Below are 19,263 nucleotides of genomic sequence, written 5' to 3'. Positions count from 1 at the left end.
AATTAAACGTTTATGTGAGTTAAGAGATGAAATTTGGTTTAATGTTTTTTGCCAGTAGTGAAGAGGCTCTCGTTGGGGACAAATATAGTCTGCTACTTGAAAGTGCCAAGTTTGCCGATCGCCATTCGTTCTCAAGTATTTGGACACCCGAACGACACTTTACCAAGTTTGGCAGTCTTTATCCCAATCCGGCTGTGTTAAATGCCGCCCTCGCCAGAGAAACCCGGCAGATTCGATTACAAGCCGGAAGTGTTGTTTTACCGATTCATAATCCGATTCGGATTGCCGAAGAATGGGCGGTTGTTGATAATTTATCGGCGGGTCGAGTTGGACTATCGTTCGCGTCGGGTTGGAATCCTAATGACTTTGCCTTTTTTCCGGAAAAGTATCAAAACCGTCATCAGGAAATGTTTAGCGGTATTGAGATGATCCGAAAGCTATGGCGGAGTGAATCGATTCAAGTCACCAATGGAAAGGGGAGTCAGGTCGAGATCCGGATTTATCCCACACCCATTCAACCTGACTTGCCAATATGGATTACGGCGGCGAGTAATCCTCAAACCTTTATCCAAGCCGGAGAAATTGGGGCGAATCTTTTAACTCATCTCCTTGATCAAGATATAGACACCTTAGCTGAAAAAATTACCCTTTATCGTCAGGCAAGAGCCAAACAGGGACACAATCCGGAAACGGGGGTTGTTTCAATTATGTTACATACTTTTGTGGGGCAGGACTTTGATGCAGTTCGAGAGCAAGTTCGTGTTCCTTACTGTCACTATCTAAAGTCTAATTTTAGTCTACTCAAAGGGTTAGCCCAAAGTCGGGGATCGACGATCGATCCATCGACGTTATCTGAATCAGACTTGGATGCATTTGTCAACTTTTTGTTTGAAAAATATGCCACCGCTAGAGGGTTAATCGGAACCCCCAACACCTGTCTCGAATTACTTGAAAAGCTGGACAATATTGGAGTCGATGAAGTCGCTTGTCTACTCGACTTTGGTCCAAGTAAAACTCTCATCTTAGACCATCTACCCAGTCTAAATCAGCTTCGAGAACGCTATAACGCTGAGATATCTGCGCCAAAACGCTCCTTTGTCCCAACCCATCCTGTTCAGAGTCTACAATCCAACTCCGTAACATCTGCCCGACAGAATCAACCGCGATCGCCTAATCACGACACCTTGTCAGATATAAGGATGCGATGTAGCGATCGCCAAAATGTCCAAGACTACTATCAACGATTGCATCAGCATGGACTGCAGTTAGGCAAAGCTTTTCAGGGCATAGAACAGTTGTGGTTAGGCAAAGCCGAGGCACTCGCCCAAGTAAAGCTGGATGGGACAGAAATTAACGCCCAGGATTCGATCCAAATGAATGTCGCTCTCTGGGAAACCTGTCATCACGTTCTCTTGGCAACGTTACTCAAAGAAGGGCTTTTAAGTAATACTTCTGTCCTTTATCTACCCATGGGACTCAAGACTGTTCAAGTCTACGAGACAATTAGCCATGAGGTGTGGAGTTATGCCTATTTGTCAACTGTTACCGACACCCTTATTGAAGGAGATGTTCGCCTATTCGATCAAACCGGAAAACTATTAGTCAACATTTCGGGTTTACAACTCCAGCCTGTTGAACACCAGAATTATCAAACCCAGGATCAACATCAGTATGCCGACTGGTTTTATGAATTGCAATGGCAACCCCAACCCCTGCTCAAATCATCATCGTCACCGATACGAGAACCAGGGAGCTGGCTCATTTTTGCCGATCGCACAGGCATCGGTCAAGCGCTAGCCCAACGGTTAGAGGCGCAGGGAGACACCTGTCGGCTGGTTTATTGTGAAGAAGATGCCATAGCTCAAGAGGGTCAAATTCTCCTCAATCCCACTGAACCAGAAGCGATGCAGGCACTCATCGAACAGATGGAAACGCTCCCCCCCTGTCGAGGTGTCGTGCATCTTTGGAGTTTAGAGACAACACCCCCTGAAGCCACAACCCTCTCATCCTTAGACAAGGATGGAACCCGGTCATTAACCAGTACCCTACACTTAATTCAAGCGCTACAACGGACTAACCGCTCTCAATTGCCTCAGATTTGGTTAGTCACCCAGGGAGCGCAACGAATCGGTTCTGAAGCCGTTCCGCCCGCCATCGCTCAGGCACCCCTGTGGGGTGTGGGACGTTCCCTGGCAATGGAAATCCCCCAGATGTGGGGAGGATTGATTGATCTCGATCACGACGTTTCCCCAGTCAATGCAGCAAATGCATTGTTTGAGCAACTTTGGTATCCCGATCAAGAAAGCCAAATTGCCCTGCGGAGTGAACAACGGTATGTGCCTCGCCTTGTCCCTAGTCCTAAACAGTCAATCCCTAAACAACCCCTAAGTTTACAGTCCGATGGTACCTATCTGATTACAGGAGGCTTAGGTCATCTGGGGTTAAACACCGCCCGTTGGCTAGTTGAAAACGGAGCGCGACATATCGTGTTGATGGGACGCGGTGAGGCTTCCAGTACGGCTCAACAAGCGATCCGCCAACTCGAAGCGTTGGGGGTTCACGTCTTAGTTGTCAAAGCGGATGTCTGTAATCAAGCCGATGTTGTTGAAGTGCTAGAGAAAATTAATGCCTATTCTCCACCACTGCGGGGAATTTTTCATGCCGCTGGGGTAGCGGGATTTCACCGCTTTTCCGATATGACACCTGACTTGATCCAGTCCATCCTGGCAGCCAAAGTCATCGGAACCTGGAATTTACATCAAATAACTTTAGGACTCAAGTTAGACTTTTTTGTTTGTATTTCCTCGATTACATCATTGTGGGGCGCTGAAGGATTGGCATATTATGCAGCGGCTAACCAGTTTCTTGATCTCATTGCCCATTATCGTCATCATCTGCACTTACCCGCTTTGACCGTTAATGTAGGAGCCTTAGCCGGTGGCGGGATGCATTATCGCCATCAGGGAGTTACAGCCCTGCGGGAGATCGTGACACAAATCGGCTTGAAATACTACGAGCCTCAGCTATTCCTGAAAACTCTAGAATCTTCCTTGGTTCGAGGCGTGGCTCAACCAATCATCGTCGATATTGATTGGGCTATTTTCAAACAACTTTATGAAGCACGGGAGCGCCGCACCCTGCTCAAAGAAATTGAGGTAAAATCGCCCCAGCCGCTAGTACAACCCTTGGGCAAACTGGGGCAGGTGTTACAGCAGTTAAAGGAAACCTCGTCCAGCGATCGCGACGAGTTTTTGATCACCTACCTACAGAAAAATGTAGCCCTCGTGTTGAAACTTAAACCGTCTCAACTCCCCAGTTCTGAACAAAACTTAACTGAGATAGGGATGGATTCGCTGACAGCAATGGAATTCAAAAATTCCATTCACCAGGAATTAGGCATAGACATTCCTATCGTACAATTTATTGGGGGAACAACGATTGCCGCTTTAGCTGCTGAGATCAACAAGCAGTTAATCTGGGTAGAAAAAGAGGGAAAAATTGAGCGTTGCCAAGACAACCAAGTCAACCAAACCCGTGAACAAAAGAGTGATTGGATTGAGGGGGAACTATGAATTTATCGTTTTTTTTACAAGAGCTTTCTATTAAAGGTTGGAAATTATGGAGTGAGCAGGGACGGCTGCGCTATCGGGCGCCGAACAATGAAGCCACCGCCTCAGTATTAGATCAACTTAAAGCCGATAAACTAGACATTCTCAAGTTGCTGCAAGAACAGCCGCATCTACTAGAAGTTTATCCCCTATCTTATGGTCAGCGGGCGCTCTGGTTTTTGTGGCAATTGGCACCAGCGAGTCCAGCGTACAATGTCGCGTTTAACTGTTGTATTCGTTCCCAGGTAGACGTTGCCGCGTTGCAAAAGGTTTTTCAAACGTTGACCGAGCGTCACCCCATTTTGCGTAGCACGTTCCCCAAGCTAGGCACAGAACCCATTCAGCAGATTCATCCAGAACAACTAGTAGATTTCCAGCAAATTGATGGGACAACCTGGCATCCGGAAGACCTAAAAAAACAGGTCATTGCCGCCTATCAAACCCCCTTCAATCTTGAACATGGACCCGTGATGCGGGTGAGACTGTTTACCCGCTCGGCTCAGGAGCATATCCTGTTGTTAGTCATTCATCATATTACCGGGGAAGGATGGTCAATTGGACTCTTACTAGATGAGTTGAAAGTGCTTTATCCAGCCTTCAAAACGGGTCAAGTGGTTAATCTTCCCCCGCCCGAACATTCCCACCCAGACTATGTACATTGGCAACGGAATCTAATTGAGAGTCCAGAGGGAGAGCGTCTGTGGAACTACTGGCAGCAGGAATTAGCGGGAGAATTACCCGTGTTAAACTTGCCCACCGATAACCCTCGACCCTCAGTACAGTCCTACAAAGGGGCATCCTATCCCCTGCATTTGAGTGAAAGCCTAACCCAGCAACTGAAGGAACTGGCTCAATCTGAGGGGACAACATTATACACCCTCCTCTTAGCCGCATTCCAAGTCCTACTGCATCGCTATACAGGGCAAGCGGATATTTTAGTCGGCTCGCCAACAGCCAGCCGCCACCGCCCAGAATTTACACAAATCGTGGGTTACCTAGTCAATCCAGTGGTCTTACGGGCAAATCTCTCCGGAAATCCCAGCTTTAGGGCGTTTCTAGCTCACGTTCGCCAGAAAGTCGTAGCCGCGATCGCTCATCAAGATTATCCCTTTGCCCTGATCGTAGAGCGGCTCCAGCCTGAGCGTGATCTGAGTCGCTCACCCCTATTCCAAGCTTGCTTTGTCTGGCAAAAACTCCAACAAACTCCAGATGTGCTGAAGTTGTACTCCAATCAGGTGGGAACGACTGTCGAGTGGGGGGGATTGGTGCTTGAACCCTTTGAGATGCCACAACAGGAAGGTCAGTTTGATCTAACCCTAGAAATTGCTGAAACTGACTCATTTTTAGTGGGCGACCTCAAATATAATACCGATCTCTTCCACGAAGACACCATTGCTCGGATGGTGGGTCATTGGCAAACTTTATTAAACGCCATTGTCACCAACCCAGACCAATCGGTGGGTGAGTTACCCCTACTAACTGAGCAACAGCGATACCAGTTGTTAGTGGAGTGGAACCCAACCACTACCTATCCTGTATCCCAATGCATACATCAGTGGTTTGAAACCCAAGTGCAACGGACTCCTGATGCCATAGCAGTGGTGTTTGCAGACCAACAGTTGACCTATCAACAATTAAATGAGCGAGCGAATCAGTTAGCCCACTATCTCCAATCCTTGGGAGTAAAACCAGAGGTATTCGTCGGTCTTTGTGTCGAACGCTCACTGGAGATGATTGTGGGACTTTTGGCAATCCTCAAAGCTGGGGGAGCTTACGTGCCACTTGATCCAGCTTATCCGACTGAGCGGTTGGCTTATATGCTGGCAGATGCCCACATCTCAGTGCTAGTGACTCAAGATAAGCTAAAAGCCATCCTACCGCCACCTACCTCTGCCCTCGTCACCGTCATATTGGATCGGGATTGGCAACTCATTGCCCAACAGAGTACCGAGAATCCCGTCAGTGGCGTTCAGCCCGATCATTTGATGTATATCATCTATACATCTGGCTCAACCGGGGAACCCAAAGGCGTTTTAATCCCCCACAGTAACGTGGTGCGTCTTTTCCAGGCGACACAGGATTGGTTTGAGTTTAACCCTGAGGATGTCTGGACGCTATTCCACTCCTATGCCTTTGACTTCTCCGTTTGGGAACTCTGGGGCGCCTTAATTTACGGCGGGCGTCTGGTGGTGGTGCCCTACGACATTAGTCGCTCACCCGAAGAGTTTTATCAGTTGCTGAGTCAAGAACAGGTTACGGTTCTCAATCAAACCCCAGGAGCATTTCGTCAACTGATCCAGGCAGATGAAATATTGGGTGATGCCCATCCCTTGAGCTTACGCTGGGTGATTTTTGGTGGGGAAGCCTTGGAACTCCAAAGCTTGAAACCTTGGTGGGAACGACATGGCGATCGCACTCCGACTCTGATCAATATGTATGGGATTACCGAAACCACCGTTCACGTCACCTACCGCCCACTCCAGAGCGCCGATTTGGAGCAGGCAGCCAGTGTGATTGGTCGTGCCATTCCTGACCTACAATTGTATATTCTTGATCCCCAAGGACAGCCTGTACCCATCGGCGTCCCTGGGGAAATGTATGTGGGCGGAGCCGGGTTAGCCCGAGGCTATCTCAATCGTCCCGAACTCACGGAACAACGGTTCATTCCCCATCCCTTCAGCACTGATCCAGAAGCAAGGCTATACAAAACAGGCGACTTGGCTCGCTATCTCCCCTCTGGAGATATTGAATATCTGGGTCGCATTGACAACCAAGTGAAAGTTCGCGGCTTCCGCATCGAACTCGGCGAAATTGAAGCGGTACTCGCCTCACACCACAAGATCCGCCAAGCCGTGGTAGTCGCCAAAGCCGATTTATCAGGAAATCAGCGCTTAATCGCCTATCTTGTGCCTCAGGGTGAGCCACCCACCACGCGGGAACTGCGTGATGTCCTGAAACAGCGATTGCCTGAGTATATGATACCCAGTGCCTTCGTGGTGCTTGAGGCAATGCCGTTGAATCAGAATGGTAAGGTAGATCGCCACGCCCTGCCTGAACCTGAAGCTGATGGGGGGAGATTGGGAGCGTTGGTTCCCCCCCAAACCCTGACTCAAGAGTTAATTGCCACCATCTTTACCGATGTCTTGGGAGTCCCCGTAGGCATCTACGACAACTTTTTTGAGCTGGGGGGACATTCCCTACTTGCCACCCAGATCATATCCCGGCTGCGGCAAGCCTTTGAACTTGATCTACCCATGCGATCGCTGTTTGAATCTCCCACAGTCGCTGAACTCGAGCAAACCTTGAGTCAATTCCGTCAAGTTGAACCCCTGGAGCAAGACTCGGCTCGCTCTCTCCCCTCCCTCGTCCCCGCCCCGGATCAACGTCATCAATCCTTCCCCCTAACGGATATTCAGCAAGCCTACTGGCTCGGTCGCGATGCTAGCTTTGATTTGGGCAATATCTCTAGTCATGCCTACTTTGAGATCGATACCGTTGATTTAAACTTAGAACGCCTGAATCGAGCTTGGCAGGAATTAGTTGACCATCATGATCTACTGCGGGCTGTAGTGCTACCCAACGGTCAACAGCAAATTCTGGAACAGGTTCCTCCCTATCCGTTTGAAATTTTAGATCTGCGCCACGAATCACCCCAAACGATCGCCACTCAGTTAGCAACGATTCGTGAGCAAATGTCCCATCAGGTTTTATCCACGAACCAGTGGCCCCTATTTGAGATCCGGGCTTCAGTTCTAGACGAAAAACACATCCGTTTGCACCTGAGTATCGATGCTATTATTGCCGATGCTTGGAGCTTAATCCTGATTGGGCAACAGTGGCTACACCTCTACCGCCATCCCGATCAGTCCCTCCCCAAACTCGACCTGTCGTTTCGAGACTATGTGTTAGCCGCATCAGCATTTAAAGAGACACCGGAGTATCAGCGATCTAAGCATTACTGGTTAAATCGTCTCCATACCCTACCCCCCGCCCCTGAGCTACCCTTAACCCGAAATCTGGCGTCCACCTCAGAGCCTCAATTCCAACGGCGCAGCGCTCAACTCTTACCGCAAGAGTGGCAGCAATTGAAACAGAAAACGGTTCAGGGGAATCTCACCCCTTCGATTGTCTTGTTAACCGCCTTTGCGGATATCTTAACTCTGTGGAGTAAGAGTCCAAAATTCACGATTAATCTCACGCTGTTTAATCGCTTACCGTTACATCCTCAAGTGAATGACTTGGTTGGAGATTTCACCTCCCTGAACCTGCTTGAGGTCAATAACTCCGTCGCTACTCCCTTTACCAACCGCGCTCAACGCTTACAGCAGCAATTGTGGCAAGACTTAGATCACCACTATTTCAGTGGCGTTGATGTCCAGCGAGAGCTGCGCCGTCAGCGCGGACATTATCAACCGATGGGGGTGGTGTTTACCAGTACCTTGGGACTCAATTCCCTGACTGAAGAAGAATTTAGTCTCAACCAGTTGGGAGAACTGGTGTATGGCATCACTCAAACGCCCCAAGTCTGGCTTGATCAACAAGTTTATGAACAAGATGGGGGGTTAGTGTTCAACTGGGATGCGATTGAAGAATTGTTTCCCGTTGGTGTTCTGGACGATATGTTTGAATCCTATTGCCAATGGCTGAAAACCTTAGCCACCTCTGAGCAGGCGTGGGATGACCCTTACCCTCAACTCTTACCCCCTGCCCAACGGGAACAACGAAGAGCCGTAAATGATACGGCGGCACCTGTGTCAAAGCAGACATTACAGGGTCTATTTCTGGAACAAGTGAACCGCAACCCCCAGGCGATCGCGATGATCACGCCAGAGCGTCGGTTGACCTATGAGGATGTCTACCTCAGAGCCAACCAACTTGGTCATCGGCTCCGGCAATTAGGCGCTGCACCGAATACATTGGTGGCGGTGGTGATGGAGAAAGGCTGGGAACAAATTGTTGCGGTTCTGGGCATTTTGATGTCTGGTGCGGCGTATTTACCCATTGACATCAATTTACCTCAAGAGCGACAAACCTACTTGCTGGAGCAAGGAGAGGTGAAGCTGGTTGTCTCTCAATCCAGGTTGAAGGAACAATTACCCCTGCCAAAAGACGTGCAATGTTTGGTTGTTAAGCCAGAGGAATTTGCAGAACTCCAGGTTCAGGAACTCCCATCGGTACAGTCGGTGACGGATTTAGCCTATGTGATTTATACCTCGGGATCTACCGGTGTACCTAAGGGGGTCATGATCGACCACCAAGGCGCCGTGAATACGATTTTAGATATCAACCAGCGCTTTGGCGTCACCGCCCGCGATCGCGTCTTGGCGCTATCGGCATTAAACTTTGACCTGTCGGTGTATGACATTTTCGGTTTACTCGCCGCTGGGGGCGCGATTGTTATGCCCTCACCGGAAAAACGCACCGATCCCGCACACTGGTTAGACTTGATTACCGCTCACCAAGTGACGTTGTGGAATACTGTTCCGGCTTTAATGCAAATGTTGGTGGATTATCGGGCTGATTATCCTAACCCAGACATCTTACCCTTACGATTAGTTTTATTAAGTGGGGATTGGATTCCTCTGAGTTTACCCCAACAAGTCCAAGCCCTTGGGTCAAACCTACAGGTGATCAGCCTGGGCGGAGCAACAGAAGCCTCAATTTGGTCAATTTATTATCCCATTGAAGAGGTTCAACCCACACAGCGGAGTATTCCCTATGGGAAACCCTTGCAGAACCAACAGTTTTATGTATTCAATGAGTTGATGCAGCCTTGTCCACTGTGGATACCGGGATACCTTTATATTGGTGGCATCGGACTCGCTCAAGGATACTGGAAAAATCCACAGAAGACCGAAGCCAGCTTTATTACTCATCCGTTAACGGGAGAGCAATTATACAAAACCGGTGACTTGGGACGGTATTTGCCCGACGGCAATATTGAATTTATCGGTCGAGAAGATTTTCAAGTCAAAATTAATGGATACCGTGTTGAATTGGGTGAAATTGAATCGGTATTAAGACAGCATCCGGCGGTTAAAGAGACTGTGGTGACAACTCTCGGAGAGTCCCGAGAACAGAAACGCTTAGTCGCTTACGTTGTCCCCGAACAAAATGCAACCCTTAAAGCGCAATCGGCGCAAACTGAAGCCTACGATCCCCATCAATTAGACGGCGTTATTGTCGATCCCCTAGAGCGGATTGAATTTAAGCTTAGACAACCCGGACTACGACCCAAACAAGCCGAGCAAACAACTATTGAGTTACCAAAACCGGAGTTTGATGAAGCTCTAAATCAAGCCTATCTCGCTCGTCAAAGTTATCGGCAATTTCAGCGTAGTTCGATTTCGTTAGACGACTTTAGCCAATTTTTAAGTTGCCTGTTCCCCATGCAACTGGAGAGTTATCCGCTGCCCAAATATCGTTATCCTTCCGCAGGAAGTCTTTATCCAGTACAGACTTATTTATGGATCAAGCCGAATGCTGTGAACGGGCTAGACGCCGGAGTTTACTACTACTCTCCCCCTGACCATCGCTTAGTCTTAATTTCAAACAGCGCTGAAATTGATGGGAGTATTTATGGGGGAAATCAGTCAATTTTTGAACAGTCAACTTTTGCCATCTTTTTAATTGGGCAGTTCAGTGCCATTTCGCCCATGTATGGCGATCTTGCCATGAATTTCTGCCTCCTGGAAGCGGGTCATATCGGTCAACTGTTGATGAGTAACGCGCCAACCTACTCCCTGGGTTTGTGTCCCATTGGTTATCTCGAATTTAGCCAATTACGAGAGGTATTCAAACTCGAATCAACTCAGCGTCTGCTGTATAGTTTTGTGGGAGGAAAAATTGAGGCGGCTCAAACTCAACGCTGGTTCTCGTCTGATTCGGGACAAAGATCACCTTTTAATGCTGATGAATTGCGAGAGTATTTACAACAGAAGTTACCCGACTACATGGTTCCCAAACTTTTCATGGCGTTAGACACGTTGCCACTGACTCCCAATGGTAAAGTTAACTACAAAGCCCTACCTCAGCCGGATCAGGTGAATCCTCCACTGGAAAAAGTTGTTACGCCACCCCGTACTCCGGTTGAAAAACAGTTAGTTCAGATGGTGGAAACTATTCTTGGGTTAAATGGGGTAGGAATTGACGACAATTTCTTTGAAATCGGGGGGGATTCCCTTGTCGCCACTCGCCTCATCTCCAGAATTCGGAAAGACTTTGAGATTGAACTCCCTCTCCGTCAATTCTTTGAGGAGCCAACAGTTAGCCACATCGCTGACTACATTGAAACAGTCAGTTGGGTGGGGAAAGAGTTAGACGAGGCAGAGTTTGATCACGACGAAGAAGAAATATGAAACCCTAGAGCGCTTAAGCATCGGATGGATTGAATCAACACCGTCAACTCACCAATTATGGAGTCATTGAAACCAACAACAGGATGATGCGTCAAAAACTATCTTTATCTAGGCTGCGAACCTTATTTAATACTTACCAGACTATCCGGAAAAATAGTCAAAATCCTGACTTCGTTCTATTAAAAACGATTTATTCTGGACGGTTTCAATTTGGTGACTTGGTTTCCCCTAATGTCATGAATCATACTGGAAGCGATTTACCGTTCATCCAGGATTTATAGAGATCAACATGGGGATAGAGTGAGCCAATAGTTCAGAGAGCATGGAGCAAGAAGAGTAAGAACAATGAATCAAAGCCGGGTGGTCAAATTTCTGTCTCGACTCCGAAAACTAAATATTCAAGTGATTGCTGAAGGAGAAAAGTTACGGTATCGAGCCCCGAAAGGCGTTTTAACAGCTGAACTCCGTCAAGAAATTGCCGAGTATAAACCAGAAATCCTCGCCTTTCTGAATACAGTCGAGGGTAAGGTGAAATCGGCACTGCCTCCCATTCAGGGTATTCCGAGGAACCAACCCTTACCACTCTCATTTGGTCAAGAGCGACTCTGGTTTCTTGACCAACTTGAAGGTTCAACTGCCTATAACGAGCATGGCGGAATCCGAATTACAGGTGCGCTAGATGTCAGTGCTATACAACGTGCCTTTGCCGAGGTTTTGCGCCGCCATGAAGTGCTGCGGACGACTTTCCCCTTGGTCGATGGTATGCCACAGCAAGCGATCGCACCCGAGGCAACGGCAGAACTGACACAATTAGATTGGCAGCATCTATCGGCAAGCGAACGAGAGAGCCGATTGTCTGATTATGCCCAACAGCAAGCCCAGATGCGGGTTGATTTAGCCGCAGGACCGCTAGTGTATGCCACGTTGATCCACCTCGCGCCGGATGAATGGGTGCTGTTGATTGTGATGCACCATATCATTTGCGACTATTGGTCAATCGGTATTTTTATTCAAGAACTTTCGGCTTTGTATCAAAGCTTTAGTCAACAGAAACCCTCTCAGTTACCGGAACTGGTGATCCAGTATGCGGACTATGCCCATTGGCAGCGTCATCGGCTCAATGGCGAGTGGCTCGAATCCCAACTGTCTTACTGGAAGGAGCAGTTAGCCAATGTGCCCTCTTTGCTCAAACTGCCCACGGATCGCCCTCGACCCTCGGTGCAACGCTATCGGGGTGAGGCTCAAACCTTCATTATCGACCCCTGGTTAACTCAACAGTTGCAGGAGTTGAGCCAACGGTGTGGCACAACGCTATTCATGACGCTGTTGGCGGCATTTTCTACCCTATTGTACCGCTACAGCGCTCAAGAGGATATTCTCATTGGTTCGCCCATCGCTAATCGCAACCGAGCCGAAATTGAACCCCTGATCGGCTTTATTGCCAACATATTGGTATTGCGCGTGCGCCTAGAGGACAATCCCAGTTTTGTCCAATTATTGGAACAAGTACGGGACGTCACATTGCAAGGGTATGGTCATCAGGATTTACCCTTTGAGCAAGTGGTGGAAGCCCTGCAACCCGAGCGTTCATTAAGCTACTCGCCACTGTTCCAAGTCTTGTTCGTCTTTCAGAATGTACCCAAAGAGCCATTAGTGTTACCTGGGGTGACTCTAAACCCCTTCGCTCCAGAGACACAAACCGCCAAGTTTGATCTGACATTAATGATCGAGGAGAGCGAGCAAGGCTTAATCGGAACCTGGAAGTACAATACAGACTTATTCAACCCAGAAACCATTGCTGGCATGGCTGGGCATTTCCAAACCCTATTGTCCGCGATCGCAACGGCTCCAGACCAGCGGGTGAGTCAATTCCCACTCCTGAGTGAGCAACAGAAATACCAGTTGCTGGTGGAATGGAACCAAACAGCAGCCACTTATCCCCAAGACAAATGCATCCATCAGTTGTTCGAGGCACAAGTGGAACAAACCCCCGATGCGGTAGCCGTGGTTTGTGAAGACCATCACCTGACCTACTCAGAATTAAATCGTCGGGCGAATCAATTGGCATACGAGTTACAAAGCTTGGGTGTCGGTCCAGAGGTGTTGGTGGGCATCTGTTTTGAGCGCTCTGTCGAAATCATCGTGGCGCTGCTAGGGATTCTCAAAGCGGGTGGTGCTTATGTCCCCCTTGACCCCACCTATCCCCCAGAACGTTTGCACTATCTGTTAAGCGATTCCCAAGTCTTGGTGCTGCTCACTCAGCAAAAATTCTTGGATCTATTGCCGCCCTCTTCAGCCCATGTCATTTGTTTAGACATAGACAACCAAAACCTGGATGCCAAGAGTCAGGAGAATCCAGTCTGTCGCACCCATGCCCATAATCTTGCCTATGTCATTTATACCTCTGGGTCTACTGGCAAGCCCAAGGGAGTTGCCATTGAGCAAAAATCCATCTTAAATTACCACTACGGTGTGACCGATCGGATGACGTTTCAGCCCAATCGCCATTTTGCTTTAGCGGCTACCATTAGTGCTGATTCAGGTCTCACCACTATTTTTGCCTGTTTATCGACCGGGGGAACTCTTCATCTGCTTTCGGATCAACGAGTGTTTGACCCAGATGCCTTTGCGGACTACTTCACTCGCCATCCCATAGACTATTTCAAAATAGTTCCCTCCCATCTGGCGGCGTTGCAAACCCCAACCACTCAACAGTCAATCCTGCCCCAAAAACTCTTGATTCTCGGTGGTGAATCCTCCAATGCAGATTGGGTGCAACGCCTTCAAGAGCAAGCCCCAACCTGCACCATTTTTAATCACTACGGTCCAACAGAAGCCACCGTCGGCGTCTTAGTCTATCAGGTCGAGGATAAGTCAGATCTGTCCCAATACTCACAACTTCCCCTAGGTCGTCCCCTGGCAAATACCCAAATCTACATTCTTGACTCCCAGCTACAACCTGTACCCATCGGCGTTCCCGGTGAATTACATATCGGTGGTGTCTATTTAGCCCGAGGCTACCTCAACCGACCCGATCTCACAGCGCTGAAATTCATCCCCAATCCGTTCAGCCAAGAGCCAGGCTCACGTCTGTATAAAACCGGAGATCTTGCCCGTTATCTACCCGATGGCACCATTGAATTGCTAGGTCGCATTGATCTCCAAGTCAAAATTCGTGGCTTCCGGATTGAACTGGGAGAGATTGAAGCCATACTCAGTGAACATCCACAAGTGCAGACGGCAGCAGTTATTGCTCGCTCCGAACCATCAGGAGACAAGCGTCTCGTGGGCTATGTGGTGGTCAACCACGAACCCGCCCCCCCGATTAGTGAGCTACGCAACTTCCTGAAGCAGCATCTGCCTGAGTATATGATACCCGCGACCTTTGTGGTGTTAGCGGAACTGCCCCTGTTAGCCAACGGTAAGCTCAATCGCCAAGCGTTACCCGATCCCGAAGTGAATGGGGTTCGCGAAACTGAGTTAGTCCCGCCCCAAACCCCCATAGAACAGACCTTAGCGGTGATTTGGCAGGAGGTTATGAATCTGCCTCAAGTGAGCCGCCATGATAATTTCTTTGCCATCGGCGGAGACTCGATCCTGAGTATCCAGGTGGTCTCTCGCGCCAAGCAAGTGGGTCTTCAAATCACACCAAAACAGCTATTCCAACATCAAACCCTGGCTGAACTGGCGGCTGTCGCCAACACAACGACTACTGTGATTGCTCAACAGCAGACTGTCACGGGAGACGTTCCTCTGACTCCCATTCAAACCTGGTTTTTCGAGCAAAATTGGTCTGAACCCCATCATTTTAATCAGTCGGTACTATTGCAAGTACCCCATACCTTCCAGGCTGAGGTTTTGTGCCAAGCGGTTAGCCAATTGCTAGAGCATCATGATGCCTTACGTCTACGGTTTAATGTTCAGGCAGGGAACTGGCAGCAGATCAACAACGGGCTGGAAGACACTGTACCGTTTGAGTCAGTTGATTTATCAGATCAGTCCCCATCCCAACAATCCAGGGCGATTGAAGACATGGCGGCTGCCCGACAAGCCAGCTTAAATCTCTCAGCCGGTCCGTTGATGCGAGTCATACTGTTTAAGTTGGGTAGCAACCGTGAAGGACGTTTACTGATCATCATTCATCACCTCGCCGTCGATGCCGTTTCGTGGCGGATACTAATTGAGGACTTATTGAAGGTTTATCAGCAGCTAGAACAGGGAAAAAGCCGACAACTGCCGCCGAAAACCACCGCCTTTCAAGATTGGTCGAGGCGTCTGCGTGATTATGCCCAATCAAAGGATTTACAGCAACAGTTGCAGTATTGGCTGAATTTACCTTGGTCGAACGTCGCACCACTGCCAATGGATGAACCGACGAACCTACATCAGAATACAGTGGCAAATGCCGCTGACATATCTGTGGCGTTAGAGCAAAAGCAAACGGATGCCCTCCTTCAGGAGGTATCGGTTGCCTACAATACCCAAATCAATGATGTTCTTTTGACCGCATTAGTACAGACGTTGAAGATATGGACGGGCAACTCTGCTGTTCTCATTGATTTGGAAGCCCATGGACGAGAAGACTTATTTGAGGAGGTGGATATATCCCGAACAGTGGGCTGGTTTACGAGTATTTTTCCTGTCCTATTACAGGATGCAACTTTAACGGCACCTGGAGAGCAACTTAAGGTAATCAAAGAACAATTGCGTGCTATTCCCGATCGGGGGATTGGTTACGGCATTCTCCGTTATCTCAGTCAAGACCCTGAAAGTTGCCGTCAACTGAAGGCATTGCCTCAAGCAGAGATTCGCTTTAATTACTTTGGACAATTGCTACAGGAAACCGTCCTGGGCGTAAGTTGGCAAGTTGATCATCGGTTGAAGCAGTTTGATCGTAGTCCCCAGGGAAATCGGCCCTATTTATTAGATATAAATGCCATGATTGTGGAAGGAGAATTGAAAATTACGTGGACGTATTGCCATAAAATTCATCACGGTGATACAGTAAAAAAACTAGCTAATCAGTATAAAGAAGCCCTACAGGAACTAATTGACCATTGTCTGTCTCCTGAAGCCCAGGGATACACGCCCTCAGATTTTCCGGAAGCTGGGTTGAATCAACAAGAACTGGATAGTTTATTGGAAGAGGTAGGACTGTGAATCAAACAGCAGAAAAGCGCAAGACTATAGAAGCAATTTATCCGCTCTCGCCAATGCAACAGGGAATGTTGTTTCATACCCTTTATGCGCCCCATTCAGGAGTCTATGTTGAGCAAAAGTTGTTTACCCTGTCGGGGCATCTTGATCGCGCTGCCTTTAAGCAAGCATGGCAGAAGGTGATCGAACGCCATCCCGTTTTGCGGACGTTATTTGTGTGGGAAAATCAACAGCAACCTCTACAGGTAGTCCGCAAACAGGGGGAGTTACCTTGGATGGATTACGATTGGCGCGATCTATCTGCCCAGGAGCAACAGCAGCGCTTGCAGGACTTGTTGCAATCAGACCGCCATCAGGGGTTTGTTCTCAACCAGGCTCCCCTGATGCGCTTTACCCTGATTGAGCTTCCGGAGCAACGCTATCAGTTTCTCTGGAGTCATCACCATATTTTAATGGATGGTTGGTGCCTCCCGATTCTGCTCAAAGAAGTTTTGACCTTCTATGAAGCTGACAATCCAGGTCAAAGGGGTTTACTGACGACGCCTCGTCCCTATCGAGACTACATTGCTTGGTTGCAACAGCAAGACCGATCCGAGGCGGAAGCATTTTGGCGACGGACGCTCCAGGGATTTAGAGCGCCCACACCCCTAGTTGTTGATCGCCCTCAGCATCAAGGCTGGGAACAGCAACCCAATTATCAAACCCAGGAACTGCGATTATCATCCAACGTTACTCAAGGACTTCAAACCTTAGCCCGAGAGCATTCTCTCACCTTAGCTACCCTGATCCAAGGTGCTTGGGCGCTATTGTTGAGTCGCTATAGCGGAGAGTCAGAGGTGGTGTTTGGAGTAACGGTATCGGGACGTTCGGGTAACTTATCCGGCATCCAAGAGATGGTTGGACTGTTCATTAACACCCTACCCTTGCGGGTTTCAGTCCCCAGAGACAAGTCCTTGTTGGGTTGGCTAGAGCAACTCCAACAGACACAAATCAACCTGCAGGAGTATAGCTATATTCCCCTAGCAGACATTCAACAGCTTAGTGAGGTGCAAGCCCCAATCACCCTGTTTGAGAGCATTGTGGTGTTTGAAAACTATCCGGTCGATCAATCGTTGAGGCAGTCAAACCACTCCCTCACCGTCACAGATGTAGAGGTTTTTGAACAAACCAATTATCCCCTGACGGTGTTGATCCTGGCTGAAGCTGAATTATTAATTAAACTGAGTTACGATCGCAGTCGTTTTGACGCCGATACCATAGCGCGTATGGCAGGACATTTACAGACAATCCTAGACGCGATCGCGGCTAATCCACAGCAGCAAGTCGGGGAACTGCCCTTGTTGACTGATGCTGAACAGCAACAGTTGTTAGTCGAATGGAACCAGACAACTACCGATTATCGAGATACCTGTCTCCATCAGAGGTTCGAGCAACAGGTTGAGCGCACTCCTGATGCCATAGCCGTAGAGTTTGACAATGCTGTATTGACCTATCAGCAGTTGAATGAGCAAGCTAATCAGTTAGCTCACTATCTGCAATCATTGGGGGTAAAACCTGAGGAATTAGTGGGTTTGTGTGTTGAGCGCTCTTTAGACATGGCGATCGCACTATTAGCCATCCTGAAAGCAGGTGGAGCCTATGTCCCCCTCGACCCCGCTTATCCCCGAGAACGGCTGGCTTTTATGCTAGAGGATACTCAATCCAAACTCATCCTCACCAAATCCCGATTGCGATCGCTGCTCCCCGATGTCCCTCATCTCGTCTGTCTTGATGAACAAAGGGACTTGATCACCCAACAACCCACCACGAATCCCACCAGTTCCGTCACCCCCCACAACCTTCTCTACGTCATCTATACATCGGGTTCGACCGGGCAACCCAAAGGCATTACCCTATCTCACCAAGCCCTAGGCAACCTGATTCACTGGCATCTAGACACCATGGAAAAGGGGGTTGGGGTTCTCCAATTTGCGTCCCTCAGTTTTGATGCCAGCTTTCACGAAATGTTTGCGGCTTGGTGTTCCGGTGGCACACTGTACATGATTTCAGAGAATCTCCAGTTGGATGTGGATAAACTCGTCCATTTCTTAGCTAAAAAAACCATACAGAAAGTCATTTTTCCAGTCGCTTTGTGGCAACAAATTGCCCAAGTGTATGGGCATCAATCTCATTTGTTTCGTCATCTAACTGAGGTGGTGACAACGGGTGAACAGTTGCAAATTACTCAGCCAATTATTGAGTTGTTTAAGCAGCTCCACCATTGCTATTTGCATAATCATTATGGTCCATCAGAAACCCATGTCGTTACATCCTATACATTCAACGATTCACCCGATACCTGGCCCATTTATCCTCCCATTGGTCAACCGATCGCCAACACACAGATTTACATTCTAGACCAGCAATGGCAACCCGTTCCGATTGGCGTTCCCGGTTTTTTATGCATTGGCGGGGCAAATCTGGCACGAGGTTATCTCAATCGTCCCCACTTAACCGCCGAGAAATTCGTGTCCAATCCGTTTGGCACAGGAAAACTTTACCAAACAGGTGACATGGCGCGGTATTTGCCAGATGGCAACATTGAGTTTCTGGGGCGGGTCGATCACCAGGTCAAGATTCGCGGCTTCCGGATCGAATTGGGTGAAGTCGAAGCCGTTTTAAGCAAACACCCACAGTTAAGCCAAGTAGTCGTCACCGTACAGGGAAACACCGCCAATGAAAAACGACTCGTCGCCTATGTCGTTGCCAAACCAGAACAGACCGTAACAGCCGAACAATTGCGGCAGTTTCTGTTGTCGAAATTACCAGAATACGCCATTCCATCAACATTTGTTGCTCTAAACGCCTTACCGTTAACACCCAATCAAAAAGTTGATCGTCGAGCGTTACCTATACCCGACTTAGTATTCAGCGATGCAAACGAGTATGTACCGCCAAGGACACAAAAAGAAGAAATAATCGCCAACGTATTCGCTTCAGTCCTCAAACAGCCCCAAGTAGGTATCCATCACAACTTCTTTGAACTGGGTGGACATTCCCTCTTGGCCACTCAAGTCGTCTCGCGACTGCGGCAAATCTTCCAAAGAGAAATCCCCCTACGCACCCTATTTGAAGCCCCCACCGTCGCCGAATTGGATGCC

General features: G+C 48.6%; 5 protein-coding genes. All 5 read left to right on the top strand.

Going from position 1 to position 19,263, the window contains the following annotated elements; all coding sequences use genetic code 11:
- Positions 1–26: 26 nt before the first annotated feature.
- A complete protein-coding gene (locus RH949_RS00180; protein WP_446351556.1) occupies positions 27–3,572 on the top strand; it encodes a type I polyketide synthase in 3,546 nt (1,181 codons plus the stop codon).
- On the top strand, positions 3,569–10,966 hold the full coding sequence (locus tag RH949_RS00175) for an amino acid adenylation domain-containing protein (RefSeq protein ID WP_446351555.1): 7,398 nt from the start codon (positions 3,569–3,571) through the stop codon (positions 10,964–10,966). The genes RH949_RS00180 and RH949_RS00175 overlap by 4 nt, the downstream gene beginning before the upstream one ends.
- 29 nt (positions 10,967–10,995) lie before the next feature.
- Positions 10,996–11,247 (top strand): hypothetical protein, encoded by a 252-nt coding sequence (locus tag RH949_RS00170; RefSeq protein WP_006104289.1) that lies wholly within the window; start codon positions 10,996–10,998, stop codon positions 11,245–11,247.
- A gap of 64 nt (positions 11,248–11,311) precedes the next feature.
- Complete coding sequence (locus RH949_RS00165) at positions 11,312–16,126, top strand: amino acid adenylation domain-containing protein (RefSeq protein ID WP_446351554.1); 4,815 nt, start codon at positions 11,312–11,314, stop codon at positions 16,124–16,126.
- Positions 16,123–19,263: amino acid adenylation domain-containing protein (locus tag RH949_RS00160; protein ID WP_446351553.1), on the top strand; the 3,141-nt coding region annotated here is incomplete at its 3' end. The genes RH949_RS00165 and RH949_RS00160, both read left to right, overlap by 4 nt.

This window comes from Coleofasciculus sp. A1-SPW-01, from assembly GCF_040217205.1.
Lineage (GTDB): Bacteria > Cyanobacteriota > Cyanobacteriia > Cyanobacteriales > Coleofasciculaceae > Coleofasciculus > Coleofasciculus chthonoplastes_A.
Note: the sequence above shows the minus strand (reverse complement) of the source record. Positions and strands in the feature narration are given on the sequence as shown.